This is a genomic window from Flavihumibacter sp. (genome assembly GCF_036676075.1).
Lineage (GTDB): Bacteria > Bacteroidota > Bacteroidia > Chitinophagales > Chitinophagaceae > Flavihumibacter.
This window is the reverse complement of the sequence record NZ_JAKFDQ010000022.1, coordinates 209,590-226,311: the sequence shown is the minus strand read 5'-3', so window position 1 is coordinate 226,311 and position 16,722 is coordinate 209,590. Positions and strand designations below refer to the sequence as shown.

Annotated in this window: 22 protein-coding genes; 6 read left to right on the top strand and 16 right to left on the bottom strand. The window is 40.9% G+C overall.

Features of this window, described 5'->3' with window-relative positions:
- Positions 1-48: 48 nt before the first annotated feature.
- Positions 49-537 (top strand): YqhA family protein, encoded by a 489-nt coding sequence (locus tag V6M43_RS17590; RefSeq protein ID WP_332737575.1) that lies wholly within the window; start codon positions 49-51, stop codon positions 535-537.
- Between the two features lie 41 nt (positions 538-578).
- On the opposite strand, the gene V6M43_RS17585 is transcribed toward V6M43_RS17590, so the two are convergent.
- The 3 genes from V6M43_RS17585 to V6M43_RS17575 all read right to left on the bottom strand — a co-directional run bounded on the left by V6M43_RS17585 (position 579) and on the right by V6M43_RS17575 (position 3,171).
- Positions 579-1,433, bottom strand: a complete 855-nt coding sequence (locus tag V6M43_RS17585) for an alpha/beta fold hydrolase (RefSeq protein ID WP_332737573.1) — start codon at positions 1,431-1,433, stop codon at positions 579-581.
- Positions 1,420-2,100 carry a hypothetical protein gene (locus V6M43_RS17580; protein ID WP_332737571.1) on the bottom strand — a complete coding sequence of 227 codons (681 nt, stop codon included), beginning with the start codon at positions 2,098-2,100 and terminating at the stop codon, positions 1,420-1,422. Before V6M43_RS17580 ends, V6M43_RS17585 begins: the two co-directional genes overlap by 14 nt.
- Before the next feature lie 72 nt (positions 2,101-2,172).
- Positions 2,173-3,171, bottom strand: coding sequence for a S41 family peptidase (locus V6M43_RS17575; protein ID WP_332737570.1), 999 nt, complete (start codon positions 3,169-3,171; stop codon positions 2,173-2,175).
- A gap of 243 nt (positions 3,172-3,414) precedes the next feature.
- On the opposite strand from V6M43_RS17575, the gene V6M43_RS17570 reads away from it, so the two are divergent.
- The 4 genes from V6M43_RS17570 to V6M43_RS17555 are packed head-to-tail and all read left to right on the top strand — an operon-like array spanning position 3,415 to position 5,612.
- On the top strand, positions 3,415-3,618 hold the full coding sequence (locus V6M43_RS17570; RefSeq protein WP_332737568.1) for a hypothetical protein: 204 nt from the start codon (positions 3,415-3,417) through the stop codon (positions 3,616-3,618).
- Between the two features lie 22 nt (positions 3,619-3,640).
- On the top strand, positions 3,641-4,264 hold the full coding sequence (locus V6M43_RS17565) for an adenylate/guanylate cyclase domain-containing protein (RefSeq protein WP_332737566.1): 624 nt from the start codon (positions 3,641-3,643) through the stop codon (positions 4,262-4,264).
- A gap of 23 nt (positions 4,265-4,287) precedes the next feature.
- Positions 4,288-4,680 (top strand): DUF6010 family protein, encoded by a 393-nt coding sequence (locus V6M43_RS17560; protein WP_332737564.1) that lies wholly within the window; start codon positions 4,288-4,290, stop codon positions 4,678-4,680.
- Between the two features lie 17 nt (positions 4,681-4,697).
- Entirely contained in the window at positions 4,698-5,612 is a 915-nt protein-coding gene (locus V6M43_RS17555) for a GlxA family transcriptional regulator (protein ID WP_332737562.1), read from the top strand.
- Here the strand turns inward: V6M43_RS17555 and V6M43_RS17550 are convergent.
- From V6M43_RS17550 to V6M43_RS17535, 4 genes are all read right to left on the bottom strand, one after another.
- Complete coding sequence (locus tag V6M43_RS17550; RefSeq protein ID WP_332737560.1) at positions 5,589-6,641, bottom strand: HEAT repeat domain-containing protein; 1,053 nt, start codon at positions 6,639-6,641, stop codon at positions 5,589-5,591. The two genes, V6M43_RS17555 and V6M43_RS17550, sit on opposite strands and share 24 nt — an antisense overlap.
- Positions 6,629-7,174, bottom strand: coding sequence for a hypothetical protein (locus V6M43_RS17545; protein WP_332737558.1), 546 nt, complete (start codon positions 7,172-7,174; stop codon positions 6,629-6,631). Before V6M43_RS17545 ends, V6M43_RS17550 begins: the two co-directional genes overlap by 13 nt.
- On the bottom strand, positions 7,161-8,021 hold the full coding sequence (locus tag V6M43_RS17540; protein ID WP_332737556.1) for a DUF5694 domain-containing protein: 861 nt from the start codon (positions 8,019-8,021) through the stop codon (positions 7,161-7,163). Before V6M43_RS17540 ends, V6M43_RS17545 begins: the two co-directional genes overlap by 14 nt.
- A 327-nt stretch (positions 8,022-8,348) precedes the next feature.
- Positions 8,349-8,870, bottom strand: coding sequence for a DinB family protein (locus V6M43_RS17535; protein WP_332737554.1), 522 nt, complete (start codon positions 8,868-8,870; stop codon positions 8,349-8,351).
- Between the two features lie 156 nt (positions 8,871-9,026).
- Between V6M43_RS17535 and V6M43_RS17530 the strand changes: the two genes are divergently transcribed.
- Positions 9,027-9,620, top strand: coding sequence for a cupin domain-containing protein (locus V6M43_RS17530; RefSeq protein WP_332737552.1), 594 nt, complete (start codon positions 9,027-9,029; stop codon positions 9,618-9,620).
- A 20-nt stretch (positions 9,621-9,640) separates the two neighbouring features.
- Here V6M43_RS17530 and V6M43_RS17525 read toward each other — a convergent pair whose 3' ends face one another.
- From V6M43_RS17525 to V6M43_RS17485, 9 genes are all read right to left on the bottom strand, one after another.
- On the bottom strand, positions 9,641-10,465 hold the full coding sequence (locus V6M43_RS17525) for a DUF6597 domain-containing transcriptional factor (protein WP_332737550.1): 825 nt from the start codon (positions 10,463-10,465) through the stop codon (positions 9,641-9,643).
- A 38-nt stretch (positions 10,466-10,503) separates the two neighbouring features.
- Complete coding sequence (locus V6M43_RS17520; RefSeq protein WP_332737548.1) at positions 10,504-11,364, bottom strand: alpha/beta hydrolase; 861 nt, start codon at positions 11,362-11,364, stop codon at positions 10,504-10,506.
- 9 nt (positions 11,365-11,373) lie between these two features.
- Positions 11,374-11,895: an NADPH-dependent FMN reductase gene (locus V6M43_RS17515; protein WP_332737823.1), complete on the bottom strand. Its 522-nt coding sequence runs from the start codon at positions 11,893-11,895 to the stop codon at positions 11,374-11,376.
- A 23-nt stretch (positions 11,896-11,918) separates the two neighbouring features.
- Positions 11,919-12,857: an alpha/beta fold hydrolase gene (locus tag V6M43_RS17510; protein WP_332737546.1), complete on the bottom strand. Its 939-nt coding sequence runs from the start codon at positions 12,855-12,857 to the stop codon at positions 11,919-11,921.
- 33 nt (positions 12,858-12,890) lie between these two features.
- Positions 12,891-13,160: a DUF3764 family protein gene (locus V6M43_RS17505; protein ID WP_332737544.1), complete on the bottom strand. Its 270-nt coding sequence runs from the start codon at positions 13,158-13,160 to the stop codon at positions 12,891-12,893.
- A 93-nt stretch (positions 13,161-13,253) separates the two neighbouring features.
- Positions 13,254-13,619, bottom strand: coding sequence for a hypothetical protein (locus V6M43_RS17500; RefSeq protein WP_332737542.1), 366 nt, complete (start codon positions 13,617-13,619; stop codon positions 13,254-13,256).
- Positions 13,619-14,104 carry a YybH family protein gene (locus V6M43_RS17495; protein ID WP_332737540.1) on the bottom strand — a complete coding sequence of 162 codons (486 nt, stop codon included), beginning with the start codon at positions 14,102-14,104 and terminating at the stop codon, positions 13,619-13,621. Before V6M43_RS17495 ends, V6M43_RS17500 begins: the two co-directional genes overlap by 1 nt.
- A 54-nt stretch (positions 14,105-14,158) precedes the next feature.
- Entirely contained in the window at positions 14,159-14,872 is a 714-nt protein-coding gene (locus V6M43_RS17490) for a hypothetical protein (protein ID WP_332737538.1), read from the bottom strand.
- Between the two features lie 30 nt (positions 14,873-14,902).
- Positions 14,903-16,708, bottom strand: a complete 1,806-nt coding sequence (locus V6M43_RS17485; protein WP_332737536.1) for a serine hydrolase domain-containing protein — start codon at positions 16,706-16,708, stop codon at positions 14,903-14,905.
- Between the last annotated feature and the right edge of the window lie 14 nt (positions 16,709-16,722).

The following is a 16,722-nucleotide window of genomic DNA, read 5'->3' as shown; positions in this document are numbered from 1 at the left end:
TAAATTCATTTTTAATATATTAATTCTTCTTCATATATTGAAATACATATGATGAAAATCCTCTTTGTTGCACTGCACGGAATTATCAAAGGCATTGCCTTTGTTGTTTTTATTGCCGGGTTGGTTCTGGCTTTGTTAGGTGTTTATGAATTTATTCATGCGCTATCCCATATTTCTTTACCGGATAAAAGTATAGCTGCTTCGCTGATAGCAGTAGGGATGTTACAGTCGGTTGATATATTCCTCCTCTCCCTTGTGCTATTTGTTTTTTCAGTGGGTCTCCTGGTACTGTTCGAGTCCAGGAATGCAGAGGGCTTAACGGCACTCCTTCCCTCCTGGATAAAAGTGAGCAGCTTTCTTCAATTAAAGATCATCATTTGGGAAGCTATTCTTACCACACTGGTGGTTTCATACCTGGCTGCGCTGGCTCAGTATAAGCTATCTGGCAAAGAAGTTTCGCTAACATCATTGGTCATTCCGGGTGCTATATTATTATTGGCCGCAAGTTTGTTTCTGATAAAGAAACACGATAAATAATGTTTTCGTTGTTAGCAATCCGCCTTAAATAGTCGCTCATCTCATTTGAAAAAATCAATCGCAACCTGGCTGATAAGATCAGGTCTCTCAGCAAATACTTCATGTGTTGTATTGGGTAATACACAATATTGACTATTCTTTATTAAACGGTGCATCTCCAGTCCATGTTCAATTGAGATCATATCTCTGTCACCAAGCACAATCATCACAGGAATGTTTATCCCACTATAAACGCTGGTTGGAAAATACTCTTTCTGATATACCATCATGTTCATGTTGGCAACAAATTTTCGCCAATCCTTTTTTGGAGTCAACATGTTATACCGTTCAATGTCTTCCTTATTCTGCGTGGCCCAGTATTCCAACGAGGGAGGCTTAACTGAGTCGAGGGAAAATCCATCCGGGATCACAAATCCTCTCAAACCGTTGTTAGCTCCTACTGCCATTACCTTTTTGATCTTGTCAGCCCTTCTATTAGCCAACTGAAGCCCCACAATGGCACCATCACTCCATCCCATCACAAAGCCACTATCAATCTTTAGTGAGTCGATCAGTTGTGACATGAATTCCGTTAACAGGTCATAGCTTAAACTATCAGATTGTTCAGACCTGCCTTGTCCTGGTGTATCTGGTGCGATCACTTTGAAATGTTTTGAAAGTTCAGGGATGCATTTCCCAAAGTCACTTATACTCCTGTTGATCCCGCCACCTGAAAGCAATAACAGAGGAATACCCTCTCCATATTCCTCATAGTAGATGTTTTTGCCATTGATATTTATTACGCTGCCGCTATTCGACCCATTTTCAATCTTATCTGTGCCAGTATTGCAACATGCCCAGAGTAGTGAAACTGAAATAAGGCCGATTACAATATTCGCAGTTTTACTTTCGCTCATCATTTAGTAATTGTCTGATTGTCGCCAGGTGCGATAATAAAACCAAAGGAACTACACAACATGGCAGCCAGTTAAATGGGAAATACAGAACAGCAATATTTGGTTGATCAAAAGCAAACTTTTGAAAAGGAAACGGGGCCGACAGAACTGCATTCACAACAATATTTATTAGAAGTCCTAAACAGATGAAGTTCCAAACCAGTATTAGCTTTTTGTCTATTTGATTCTTTATAAAACCAAAATAAAAAATCGCCGGAGCAGTCAGCCCTGATATAATATCAAAATTTCTGCCTTCAAAGGTCATAAGTTCTGGAACGGTCTTATTTACGAATAGCCAAAACAAAACAACTTCAACGGGAATTCTAATTGTGTGTAAAATCGTTAAGGTCTTTATATCTAAACTGTCTATATATTGTCTGCCACTTGAAGTGGTAAAAAGTCCGATGATTAGAAGTATGGGTGGCACAACTAAAAGCAAAAATCTTGGCGGAATTGTATCCGTCACGGTGTAAAAACCCGAAAGGCCGATGACCGCCTGTATTGTCAGCCAAATAAGCAGAATTACTAAAGTCAATTTTGAGTTGTTGGTCGCTTTATAAAAGAGTCCAACTGTCAATAGGGTTGTCAGTCCGAAAACGATACATATAAATGCTGGTAAATTTTCCATTGTTTACTGTGACTTTTTATATGTGCCTTCTTTGCTTGTTTGTCATTTAGCTATCTAACTTCATGGCCCGATTCACTGCTTTTTGAGCCATTTGATGGCTGCCTTAACTTTGACGTCATTAGCCAGATCATTAAAACTATCTGGTCCGTCAATAAAAATATCCGGCTTTAGTGCTTCTGTATACACAGTTCCATTTCTATCAGCTCCATAACCGATAGAAAGGTTCATGGCTGCTGAATCGCTTATTTGGAAACCATTATTTACCGTTACGTACCCGGCAGTGGTAGCACCAAGCAGGATAGTGTTAGGCCGACCTTTAAACGTCATAATCAGGAACTCACCGGAGCTGCCTGTCTGGGCACCGGTTAGGATAACAATAGGTAGTTGCCGCGCCTGCTTTATACACTTGGGAACAATAGTGGCAAGAACAGCTGTATCTATCAGAAAGCTATTGTTATTCAATAGCCAATCCTCTTTCTTTTTTATTTGAAACTCACCCACTTTACCTGAAGGCAGAAGGTTCTGAACCCCAAGAATCATGGGGTGCATGGCACCACCACCATTCAGCCTTAAATCGAGGATGAGCCCTTTGGGAGAATTATTGAGTAATTGACAAAGACTGTCGTTTAATTCTTGTGCCTTTTGAGAAAACTCCGCTATGCTGCCAGCCGGCATTGACGGTATCCTTAAATAAGCGATGTTTTCTTCCAACATCTTTTTCCTTATAGCTGGCCCTTTCTTCCATTCATTCATGATACTGTCAGAGACTATATTTACCTGCTTCTGCCAGTTGAATGCACTGTCGTTGTAAAAAAAACTGCCATGAAAATCATCAACTGATTGAAACAGGTAACGCATCACAGGGCCAAGCTGGTAGGGAGATTCAATACCGTTTGCCTTTTCTGTTGCTTCCTGCTTTACCTTAACCCAGTCAACCTTTGAAGCATTGACTGAATTTTCCCTCATGATACTTATGGTAGTATCAATGAGAAATCGCACCTCATTTTTTTGTCCATAAGAAGAAATAATAAAAAACAGAAGGAAGGAAAGAAGTAAAGCTGGTCTCCGCATGACTGTATGTTGTTCTATTTATGAATATACTCAATTATTAATCTTATATAAAATCCATACACCCTATCCTACCCTCTCAAAATTTATCGCTTAATTCCTCTCTAATATATGCTGGTATTGCGTTCTGGCTTATGCTTCGATTATGTTTCGGCCACCTATGCTAAACCTCTGTCCGTTTCTGACATCCCCCTGTCCTTCCAGGCGCTTCAATCCACGCTAGCTTTGTATTCTAAACAAAGGGATATGAGAAAAAGAGCAACATTAATGAATGTGGTGAGATCCGTTTCAGGCTTTATTGTCATTGGCTTTCTGATGAGCTCCTGTGCAAATCAATTGTTAGATATTGAAGTAAACAAAGTATTTACCCTGGATTCAATCGCCCGGGTAACATCCGCTGATATTGAAGCTGAATTGCCGATTGCCCTGCAATTAGCTTCCTGCTGGTGATAACTATTAAACTGCCTGTCAAATGGAAAAGAATATCGCCATCCTGATGGCCGACTTATCAGGATACACCGCGCTAACGGAAACGCATGGCCCGGCAACGGCTGCCGACCTGATCGATCGGTTTATCCAGATCGCGGAAAGATGCCTGGTGGGCGATACCCGGATCCATGAACGCAGAGGGGATGAAATTATGTTTGTCTCCGATTCTCCTGAAACCTTACTGGAAACTGCCCTTAACCTGGAGGCAAAAACCGCCAGGGAAGAAAATTTCCTTCAGGTGCACGGCGGACTTCATTTTGGTACCATCTTAAAAAGAGCCGGCAGCTATTTTGGTTCCACCATCAACCTGGTGGCCAGAATTGCCGCCAAAGCTTCGCCGGGAACTTTCTGGTGTTCGGATGACTTCATAGAGTCAATTGAGGATAAATCTGTTTGCAACTTCCTTTCCAAAGGCAATCACAGGTTTAAAAATATCAAAGAAGAAAAAGAGGTTTTTGAGATCAGGGTTGATAGACCAGAAAATATTACCGTCGATCCGGTTTGCCGAATGGTAATTGTAGACCACCAGAATGCGATCTATTATCCCCACCCCACGGGCCATTATTTCTGCTCTTCCCAGTGCCTTGCCATTTATCGGAATAATTGAAAATCATCATTAAACTACTAACAATGACAGCTGCTCTGATTGGTATCTCATCCGGACTGGTGATCATATTCCTTTTCATCCTGCTGAAGCAATTCGACAAGAAACTGATCTATGGCCTTATACTTTGCGGGATCGGATTTCTATATGTTGGTTTTACCTGGACGAACCTTCCCGCCTTAATTGTAAATTGTATTCAGGCGGTGGTCTTTATGTTTCTGGCATACTACGGAGTTAAGAAAAGTTTATATCTCCTGGCAGGTGGTTATTTCCTTCATGGAACCTGGGATCTGCTTTACCACCTTTTCCAGGATCCGGGTTTGATCCCGCCACAATATGACCTGTTTTGCCTGTCCATTGATTTCACTATTGGTTTTTATATTCTGCTGCTGGCAGGAACAAAGAATAAGAATCTATAAAAGTTATAATCCACTATATGCAAAAAGTTGCCTTTATCATTCCACCCACCGTTGAACTACTCGACCTTTCCGGTCCGGTTCAGGTTTTTGTAGAAGCGAAGTTCTATGGCTTTGAAATAGACATTGAATTTTACCAGTACCAGGATAACCCGGTGAGCACGGCCGGACTGGGATTTGAAAACATCAAACACTTTACAGAAGCCAAATTAAAAGAAGGTGATTTTGTATTCGTGCCCGGAATGGATAATGACTATGTAAACAGCATCCCCTTTAAAGCCGAAAGAGAATTCTTTAAATGGCTGAAAGATTGTGCTGATAATAAAGTAACGATCTGTTCTATTTGCACCGGTGCTTTTGCCCTTGGTCAGGCCGGGCTGCTGAAAAACACGGAATGCACTACCCATTGGCGGAGGGTAAAAGCCTTACAGGAGCAATTTCCCACAGCAAAAGTTGTAGCGGATATATTATTCGTTAAGAGTAATAATGTTTACACTAGCGCCGGTATCAGCGCAGGCATTGATCTTGCCCTGGCAATCCTCGAAGATTTAAAGGGCCCTTTATTCACCCATAAGGTTGCCCGCGGACTGGTGGTCTATCACCGGAGAAGCGGAACGCATAAGCAGCAAAGCATTTACCTGGACTACAGGAATCATATTAATCCGCAGGTGCATGAAGTGCAGGATTATCTCATAGACAATCTTTCCAAAGAGAACAGCATTGAATCGCTTGCTTCCCTGGTGGGGATGAGCCCCCGCAATCTAAGCCGGGTGTTCAAGGAAAAGACAGGATCTACCGTGCTGGAATACCTGACACTCTTAAGAAAGGAATATGCGAATACCATGCTTAATAATCCTGAATATACCATTGAGTATATCGCTTCAAAATGTGGGTTTAAGACGGCGAGGCAGTTACAGAGGATATTGAAGAATTGATAAAAGATGCTCCACCGCCTCCCGCCAATTATCTGAAAAATTCTTTTCGATAATGGTGGATTCATCCTCTCCTGCCATTCTGCAAAGAATAATTAAACTGAACAATGCATGTCCCCTATTCTTCCACCTTGCCATTTCGATCACAGAAGGCAGCGCATGCTTTCTGATCTGTTCCAAAATATCTTTGTCATTGGTTCTTGTCAGCTCCAAAAGAGCCATTGCACCTTTATTTCTATCGGTCCACGAAACTGAATTCACCATATCAATAAAAGGGGTGGCGGGGATAGTCACTTTGGTATCCGGACTTTCAGAAAGATACCCAGCTAATATACTTATTGCACGGGTTGCGTTATTCCGTACATCTTCATCAGGATCATTGATGGCATAAAGTAAACTTTCAGCTACTTTCTTTTTATCAGCGCAATAAGCAATTACCTGGGCGGCGGCGGCCCGATGTTCTGCATATTTAGAGTGCTTCAAAACCTTATCTAATTCGGGATACTTTTGTTTTGCAAAACCAATAAAGTTTGATTGCTCTTTTCTGGCGGCTGAATAAGTAAGTAAAGAATAGCCCTTCACATATTCCTCTGAGACCTCCCCTTTTTTTGCGCCCTCTTTGACCTGCTCATGGAAGTTTCGGTAGGACTGCATGATATCATCCGACAAACGAAGATCATGCTTTGGCGCAGACCTGTATGTAAGGAGATTTGCACCAGTTTCTGCAATGCCTATATAAATCGAATAGCCATTACGAACATCGCAGCAAACCGGACTCACTGTAACATCCCTGATACCGGGGATCGTTTTTAGTGCTGAAATAATGCTGTCTGGTTTAAAAGATACAGGGTTGATACTGTCCCCCTCTTTCAAACTGATATAAGAAAGAATACTATCAGAAGGTATTTTTCTATTTCCAAATACATCTATAGTTGATATAAGGGTCCACTGTGCAGATACGCAGATATTACAAACCAGTAAAACAGAAAACAGCAATATTTTCTTCTGCAATATTGACATCAGCTTATCCATTCCGTTAATTTAATCAAAAGACCTAAGGAAAGAAAGCCTGTTACCGAGCCGGCAACTACCATCAGAATGGCACTCAACAGTTTTATATTCAAAAGTTGATACAGGGCCGCAGTGCAGGTTGCCAGCCGGTATATGGCGAGGAGAATTAGCATCGGTAGAGATAAGCCCACCCCTTGTAATAGGGAAGCCAGAATGACCAGCACGCCCGGGAAAATCGAATAGCCGGTTGAAGACAGGATTTCTCTCAGCTTTATAGGCTTATGCAGCAGCAGTTTCGCAATAAGGAAGTATACAATTGATTGTACCAGCCAGAATGCTATCTCTCCCTGAAATCCGAACACAAAGGATTCCGTTGGGTCCCAGTTATTTATTCTTGCCCTGATCACTCCCCCTATTCCATGCGATAGGGCAACCAGTAATACAATTATGAAGGCGGAAGCTAAAGCATTACGTGTATCCTTGTAGACACTTGAATCAAACAGGCAAACTTTCTTTATTCTTTCAAAAAATAGGGAAGCTTCATTTTTGATCATTACTCAAAATATCACTTAATTCCACAACTTTGAAATTTTCGTCGAGGTCAATAAAATGCTTGAATAAAGCTGCATGACCGGCTCCAACCAGGATAACAATTTTATTGTCATTTTTTTCTGTCAGCTTCTGCACAAAAGAATACATTAATAAATTTCGCTTATACCAATTAGCCACTAAACCTGGACCAGTAAAATCGTTTGCCGTGCCTGCAGCGTTAAACATTGTTATATACGATCCAAGGTCATAATTTCGGTTAGATTGTTTATTATATTCCAGCAACAACTGGGTCAAAGAATATTTACTTTTATTTTTATTGTCTGTTTCTTCAAATTCCTTTATGCGCTTAAATATATTGTCCTTTAGTTCAGTCTGTTTGGCCCTCTCCATTGAAATCAGCAAACTGTCAAAAGGAAACTCAGTGTGCGTGTCTATCGCATATACTTTTTTATTGCCACTCAGTTTCGCTGCCCTGAATGCTAATTGAAATATTTCATTTTCTTTATAAAATGTATTCTTAGGATATTTGTTTTCTATATAATCGAAGTATTTGTTTTCCAGGTGTAATGCATATAAACTATCCAACTCCCTGGAGGCAGCATAATCCCATTCAACAAATATTTTATCTGGCGCGAATGCTTTAATTCTTTGAGCGATAATGTCTAATTCCTTTTGAGATTTTTCCGTTAAAACATCAAACTTATCCGTTTGGGCTATATCTGCACCTGGATTATGGAAATGAAATGTTCCAATCAGTAGAACTTCTTTTTCCTTATTGGATTGTTGCGCTAATACTGCAGTTGAGAAGGTTAATAGAAAAGCGAGTAAGAGTAGGTTTATAGTTCTCATGAACATTTTTTGAGATTAGACGCTGCTGGATCAGAAAGGTTACAGGAAGGGATTAATTACTTTCCCCTTTTGAACATCATCGAGGTTTGCTCCAAACAGGTCATAGTCAGTTTCCTTCCACTTGTAATTTTTAAATACAAAAGCATACGCTAAATAGTCGCTGTCGTAGGTGTCTGAATTGATGGTAAAATGCAATTCTAAAATATCCTCTTACTGGTGATGAAGTTCTATGTCAAAACAATTACCACTGTTCAGCATTTTTAATAGTTTAAGCTGGTCTGATACTTTGCACATATTAAGCGTTTAGTATTAAGTTGGCGATAATTGTTATACCGTTTTACCCGTGTTCAAAAATCTCTCAATCCTTTCCTTCTGCCTCAAATGGTGCCTCATATGCATTTCAGAATATTGCAGCCATTCATAACAATTGAAAAAACCCAGTCCCGGATGTTCAGATTTTCCGAATTGTTGCATGCTCTGCATTTTTGACCAAATGACATTTGTGTTGAATTTTAATTGCTCCAGGCCGGTTCTCAACTCCTTTATGCTTTTGGGCTGTTTTACTTTCTCTGCTGAAAGTGGATCACCCTGAATCCTTTCATCCGAAAATGACCCCTTGGCAAATAGCGTTCTTGCAGCTTCGGACATTTGGACATTCCGGTTTGCTTCATCGGTCAGGGAGATTTCGATCTGATCGTTAAACCAACCAGTATCCTCAATAAGATGATTATAGAGTTGTCCAAGTGACCATGATCCATCATCCGGCTTTAGTAATAACTGCGCCAGATCAAAGCGGTTTAACTCCGATATCCATATATCTATTGTATCGTTGAATGTATCAATTAGCATATTCACCCCACTAGGTGAGCAGGTGCTTAAAGATAATGTTTGTTGAAAAACGGCTTCTTCAAAATGTCTTTTTTATACCACCAACCCATTCTGATTAAGTAGTAGGTTTATATTGATAACTGTTATCGGCAACCTCATAGAAAAAATTTGAAAGCCATGAACAGAAAGCAATTTGTAAAACTTGCCAGCCTGGGTACCGCAGTAGCTGCCAGTGGGATGACAGGTTTCGCCCATAGTACACTTCCCAATGTTAGGTCCATTACAGGAACAGGATTCAGCTCTGATAAGGCGGTGTATGTTCCTAAAGGTAAGAATCGCTTCAAGGAGGAACTTATGATCTGGGGTGTTATCCCCCTGCAAATCAAAGTATCTGGTAAGGATACAGATGGTTCACTTTTTGTATTTGAACATGAAGGGATGAGCAAAGGTGGTCCGGCCCGACATTTCCATTACAACCAGGATGAATGGTTTTACGCTTTGGAGGGTGAATTCGCCTTTGAAGTTGGGAACGAGAAGTTTACCCTGAAGCCTGGTGATTCACTTTTTGCACCCCGCATGATTCCACATGTATGGGCTTATACCGGAGATAATCCCGGCACCTTATTATTGGCTGTTCAGCCCGCCGGATCATTGGAAGAGTTTTTCATGAAAAGCTGTAAGATGAAGTCACCACCATCTCCCCAGGAAGCAGAATCACTTTTTGCTGCTCATGGGATGAAAGTAGTTGGGCCACCTCTTTCAGTGAGCTAAACGGGCAGGCTTCTTCATTTTCATTCAAGCTTCAGGATTCTCTCCGGGGATTGATTATCCTGGTTGATCCATAAATTGGGATTAACACCGGCGAATTCCCTGAAGTCTTTCACCATGTGCTGATAATCCGTATAATTAAATAATAGTGCAATGCTTAGCCAATCGTCATCGGGATGGGCTTCTTTATACTGATAGCTTTTATAAAAGCGAACCAAACGGCTGTATAGTTTAGGACCAACGCCCATTCTTTCAGTAAACTTTCGATTAAACTGCCTTGGACACAAACAAGCCTGCCGTGCAAGCCAGTCCAGCGAAAACCGGGATGGATTGGTATAAAGGCAGGCAGCTATCTTATCAAGAGGATGTAAATCTGCTTTTACTTTTCTCAATTTATTTTTCAGGTAATCTTCCACAACATCAATCATTTCAGTGTAGCTTAAGCAATGAGCAAGTCGATCATTCACCCCTACTACTTCATTGTTAATTACAGATCCCGCGTCGAACCAACAGTCCCTAAATTCTAACAATGGAATTTGCAACAGGCGATACAGTGCCCCGGGTTGAAAATGCACTCTCAGCATCAGGTACTCCTGGCTGAGGTAAAAATTATATCTCGACACCTGCTGCCCGCAAATGGACACTGAGGGCGCAACCTGTTCTACTCCTTTTAAGGGATCGCTGATGGTTAAGTTACCTTTTGGCAAAAAGGTAATGGTATGCTCTGGCTTGGGAGAATAAGGTTTATAAGGTATGTGCTCCCCTTTTTCAAATGTGAAATGAGCAATTAGATAATCCCTGACAAACTCCTGTAAAATTGGACTAGGTGCTATGTATTGATATATCATAGCTGGTTGTTTGTGCGAATTTATTAATTATCATTCTTTCATTCAGCAATCATTCCCCGAAAGGCATTTAAAACCGCCTGGTGCATAATGGTGGCGTGGTTCTCCTCTGGCAGGTAATCAAATGCCAGTTTAATATTCTTTGCCTTAACTGATTGTATCTTCTCAGCTAATAAATTGGCATCCACTTCCATAACCCTCGGTATAACGGTTGGGGTAAGTCCCTCTTTACCAACCCCAATATAAACGGAGCTAATACTATTGGAGCTTTCCTTTAATTTTTCCAGATCATTGTTTAACAGGGAACCATTATCCCACCATAAACTTGGACTGATAATAATATACTTATTAAACAGGGTTGGCTTCTTGAACAGGATCTCTGTTGCCAGCAATCCGCCAAGTGATTGGCCGATAATTGTCCGGGAGCTATTGGTTTTGTATTTTTTCTCAATAAATGGTTGCAGTTCCTTTTCTATAAAATCTATAAATGCATCGGAATGCCCTGATGTCGGATTCTTCTTTTTATCGTCCGCAATGGTGGATGGAAAGGTATAATCCCTCCTCCTGTCTACCGTTCCTATCCCCACCACTATTGATTTGGGCACCCTATTGACCCACTCAAATGAATTGTATTGTACAAGTCCAACTATATGGATAAAATCCTCATCGGCAGAACCATCCAGCAAATAAATGACCGGATAGTGGATTGTATCTGTTGTGTTGTATCCTTCCGGCAGGTAGATATTCAGTATTCTATTTTCTGATAACCTGTTCGAGTAGATTTCTTCAATTGATCCAAGTACAAACGGTCTGGATTTACCCGTTTCAACAGGCTTCTTCGTTTGTCCAAATGATACAAGGGAAATGTAGGTGAGTATAATAATTGAGATGAGTTTTTTCATAGGCTGGTGTTAACGGTTTTGTACAAGGTCAATTAAAGCAGTTGTAAAACTGGTCAGGCGCTTATGGGTCTCGATGTCGGTGAAATTACCCTGCTCATCAAATTTCCCCTTTATACCCTGTATCAGTAAAGTAGTATCATCCCTAAACTTTGTCAATGCAGTTTTCATGATCAACTGTAATTCCTTATGGCCTTTTTGACCACCTGCCGCGGCCGTTATCAGTCCGATTGGTTTGTCCGTAAATACAGTTGTCGAAATGCACCATTCGATAGCATTTTTCAGTCCGCTGGGGATGCTGTATACATATTCAGGGGTGCAAATGATCAGTCCATCGGATTCTTCAATCGCTTTTCGGAATGCGACAATAGCTGCTGGTGGATTATTTGCAGAAAGCTCCGGGTCAAAATGCGGAAGTGATTTGAGGTCGTTAAAGATTGTCAGGTTGAATTCAGTTTCTGTCAATTTCGCAATTAGTTCAATCAGTTTCAAGTTCGTAGAATTGGAACTTGCACTTCCATTGATGGCAAATATGTTTTTCTTTGGGCGAATAATACTTAGTGTTTATCTATAAAGCTAAGCACTACTTTGTTAAATGCTGCCGGATTTTCATAACCCAGTCCATGCGAGGTATTAAGAAGGACTGCATTTTCCTTATTGCGCAAACAGCGGTTAAGCTCCTTCGTTATAGAATGGAGAAACAAGGGCGACTTGTCGCCGGCAACCAGAAGCACAGGCGTCTTTATTTTACTGAGATCATCACAACTAACCGGCGGAAATATATTTTTACTTAAGACAGATCCCCTTGTCTCCAATGTATTGGCCATCATACCTGCACGGACCTGCTCAGGAAGCTTTGAAAAATAGGAACTGTCGTCCATCACAGCCGTGATAAAAAGCTTTACCGCTTTCTCCTCGTTATTATTCTTAAAGGCTTCGGCAGCAGGTATCGCAGCTTTCGTGACAAAGTTATTAACCAGCGTGTCGCCACCTGGTACATTCTGGAGCATAGACATCACGGGAGCTTCCCCAAGCGTCAGACTGCGCACCAGGCTGGGCTGGTCCATCGTGGCTAATAATGCAGTATAGGCGCCGGAAGAATGCCCTACCAGGTGAACCGGACCGAGGTTCAGCTTTTGCAGCAATTCGACCAGGTCTCTGGCGTAAACAGTAAATGAATAATCGGCTGTATCATTAATTACCTGTTTGTTGGGATATGCATAGCGCCGGCTATAAGCGATTACCCGATAGCTTTTAGCAAAAGCATCAATTTGAGCACCCCAGCTTCGGTAATCACTCAATGCACCGTGAACAAAAACAACAGGCTCACCTTTGCCGATGTCAATATAATGAGTACTATCTCCATTAATGAATATGCTTTTAAGCTCAGGGCCTGTACCGGGCGAGCTTTGCGCCTTGGCAGAATTGCTGCTACTTAATAAATATAACAAGAACAGCGCTGAACAAAAACTTAGTGTGATTAAGTTCTTTTTCATAGTAACCAGGTTTGATGTCAACAATTCTTTCTATCAAACTTTGTTGAGGAAGGTCACAACCGGTTCCCCTATTACCCCAGCCCTCCTGATCGCTTCCTGTCTTTCAGGATCACTCATGAGCGTATCATAAAGTTCAACATTTGGAGCTTCAAACAGGAGCGTAACATCCTTGGGATTCTTAACAGAGGTGTAGATGCCCAGAAGCCTGGCTCCCGCTTCTTGTAATTTAGGCTGATCTGCATCAAAAATCTTCTTCCATTCCGCGAAGTCGCTGACTTCATGTTGGATAATTGCAGTGACCATTTTATTTGGTTGATATTAATCCCTACTCTTAAGGCTTTTCGGGATCCCCCAGTAATCAGGGGTGCGCATTTGTAGCTTTAATTTACGAAATTTTCAGGGAATATCCTCCATGATGAAAATGGCATTACTGTTAAGGTCAAACAGCCCAAACTCATTTGTATTCCATGGTGTATTTGTTTTGAATGAGTCATTGGTGACGGCGCCACGTTTTAGTAGTTCCTCAAAGAGAGGCCTGATATTGTTTACATGAATTCTGATCACTGATCCTCCAAGCAAAGGATCATCTTCTGTGTTAGCATGCCATTGTAAGTGAATGACAAGATTTTCCCTGTAAAGCACTGCATACATCTTGTCTGAGAAGTACTCCTTAAAGCCAAATTTTTCCGAGTACCAATCAACATCCCGCTCAATATTTGCAGAAGGAAGAACAGGGATGATCTTTAATAGGTCGGTATTCATTAGTGTTTAATCAATTGCTTATCTCTTGCATCAGAAATCAGATGTCCCATTATTTCCCAGCTATCTCCTTTCTTCTGAAACACTCTCATATGCGTGGTTTGCCGGTCGGGTAAAACAGAACCATCGGGCATCTTCTGGCCTTTTCTGATAACTGAAGTATGAATAATGGTATTTGTTGAATTTAAAACCTGGTAAGTATGATTGGTTGTTTCACTACTTCCCGCCATCACAAATGGTAAAGCGAATACTTCCTTTAACAGCGTTTCTACCTCAGATTTTCCGATTCTTTTATCCCCAAAGGCATTGGTGAAACGTGCTTCCTGGCTATAACCCTTAGCGGCGAGAATATAATCTTTGGTCTGCCATGCCTTGTTCCAGTCATTTATTACCGATAAAATCTGAAGACTATCCTTTGGTGTTATATTTTGTGCGGATGCCTGACAAACCCCGCATGAGAGTAGGTATAAAAGGAAAAAATATTTCATACATGTATTTTCCCCAAGATAAATATTCCATGCAAAACCAAGTCCGGAATTTACTTATTGCAACTCCCAGTATTCCACATAAATCCCCAGAAGGATATGCCAGAATAAATAGTGCCCAAGTCTAACGGCTAAGGATGCCAGAAAGCCTGCTTTCTTATAATAAACAGCTTGCAGGAAATTCATTAGAAAGCCCGTTAGCAATGAATATATTATCAGGAGAGTTCCACCACTTGGTAATTGATCAATGGGCTCGCGTAAAGCTGTTAAAACAGCACCCACCCAAAAAAAAGTATAAAAGTATTTGCCCTCTGCAAACCATTTTCCCAACAATAGTATCAATGTTAATGGAATCAGCCTGTAAAACACTTCTATCTCGAAGGCGCCTGAAAAATACAGGAAGAGAGAATAAGGAAATGGCTGCAGAAAGGGTGGCAGTTCTGTATAAGGTTGGGGATGAAGAATTAATTTAATTACAATTATGTCGAGTATCCCGAATATCGCCCCGGTTGCAGCAGGAATGAGCAGCCTTTGCTTATTGGAGATATTGTGCTCCCAAAAATTCGGAAGATTGGCTTTTGTCTGCAAGAACAAAAATGGAACACCCAATAAAAGAATAAGTACACTCCTATAATCCCATACGCGCAAAAAAGAATGATTGTCTTTAATGGCGTTACCATAAAGTAAACCTATTACAGCAATAAGCATGAATGCTGCATAGATGATCAGATTTACTTTTACCTCCCTGCTCAGTTCTAGTTTATTGCTCATTTTTTCCGATGATTTATGTATACTTCATTTTTATCTCCACATTATTAAAGGCATCAGATCGTTTGTTATAAGTAACCCGCAAAATTGTATTACCGAAATACTTGCCCAAAAGTTCATTGGATAAATGCCTTTCCTGTTTGTTTTTAAAGTTGAAACCATAGTCACTATAGAAAACACTGGCATCAAAGCTGTACTCAGCGCCAATAGGATATTTCCGGCAGTCATATCACCCATTCGCATAAATGGTTGAGTTGCGATGAAGCCAATTGAAACTAACATGGTCAATATGGAGACAAAGAGCCAGAATATTGGCTGCCTGCGAAAGCCTGATTTGTATTTTACCAGGTTGATGAATCCCGATATCAACAGATAGATGAAACCCGCTAATCCCAGGAAAAGACTAACAGCAATTGCTGCTATTTTCAAGCCCATCACTTTTTTGATTGTCTTTACGCCATCAGTAATCATATGCTCGCCGTCAGTTGTTTTATAGAAAGCATGTGATATGTGGGTTCTGTCCACCATCGAAAACAAATGATGCCCCTGGTATATCAAAGCTTTGCCCTTCCCCTGAAATGGTAGTAGTAATGCCCCATTTTCCGTTATCTCAACTTTAGTATGGGAAAACAGATCATCCAACAATCCAAATGGTTCTACTTTCGTGATCACTGGAACATAATAGCCATTCCAGTTTTTGATTTCAGTTTCTACCTTTTGATGTTTTGTAATAAAGCCATGGACCGGCAATCCAAGATATTTAACAATGGCTTCATTGAACAAGTCGTAGTTGGCTGTTTCACTATCCATATTATGGGCTATAAAAAATGCCTTCTTTTCCTTTGGGAAAAAATAGATCATGGATGCAAAGCCTAATGTATTCCCGTTTTTGGCAATGCCTACTACGCCATATCTATCACGTGAATATGCACCCAGAGCATCCCCAAAGGGAACACCATATTTAAAGGCATCTGTAAATTTCTGACTGCCCACTGATGCCAGGTATTCTTTATTTATAAAAGGCTTCCCATTAATGGTACCGTCACCCATCAGGTACCGCAGGAATTTTCCCATATCCTCCGCCGTGGTGGTAAATTGTCCTGCGGGTCTGAGGTACATGGGCATGGCAGCCACAGGTTCCCCATCATCAAAATGCCCGTAAGCCAGTTGCTTATCGGATGTTTGGGAAATAAATTGAAAGCTGCTGTTTATCATCTCCAAAGGCTTCAGGACTTCTTCGTCCAAATATTCTTCATATGGTTTTTGCTGTATTTTTTCTATGACCATTCCCAGAATAGTGTACCCGATATTCGAATAGGAATAAATGGATCCTGGCCTCGCATGTACTCTCAGAATACCCTCACTATTGAGATAAACTGTTTCAAGAGGAGTATTGGCTTTTGCGCTGGTGCTGAATACATGCCACAATTTTGCATCGGTTAACCCTGATCTATGATCGAGGAGTTGCCTGATGGTTACAGGATCCGAATTCTCCCATGGATTTTCAACTGGTAGATCGGGAAGGTATTTTTTAACGGGGTCATCCAGATCGATCGATCCAACAGTTGCCATTCTTAAAAATCCACATGCTAATATTGTTTTTGAAACGGAACCTACAAAGACTTTATCGCTGGCATTGAGCGGCTCTTTCGTTTTGACATATTTGTATCCATATGCATCCGCAGCAATTTCTCCATCCTCTGAAACAATGGCCCAGACTGCCCCCGAAAGATTTTGATCATTCAAGAGGTTTTTAATCGAGTCTCTTAATGTCTCTTTGTTTTGAGCATAAGATACATTGATGAAAAACAACAGGGGAAGAAATAGTACTAGCCTCATATGGTTTATGTAGA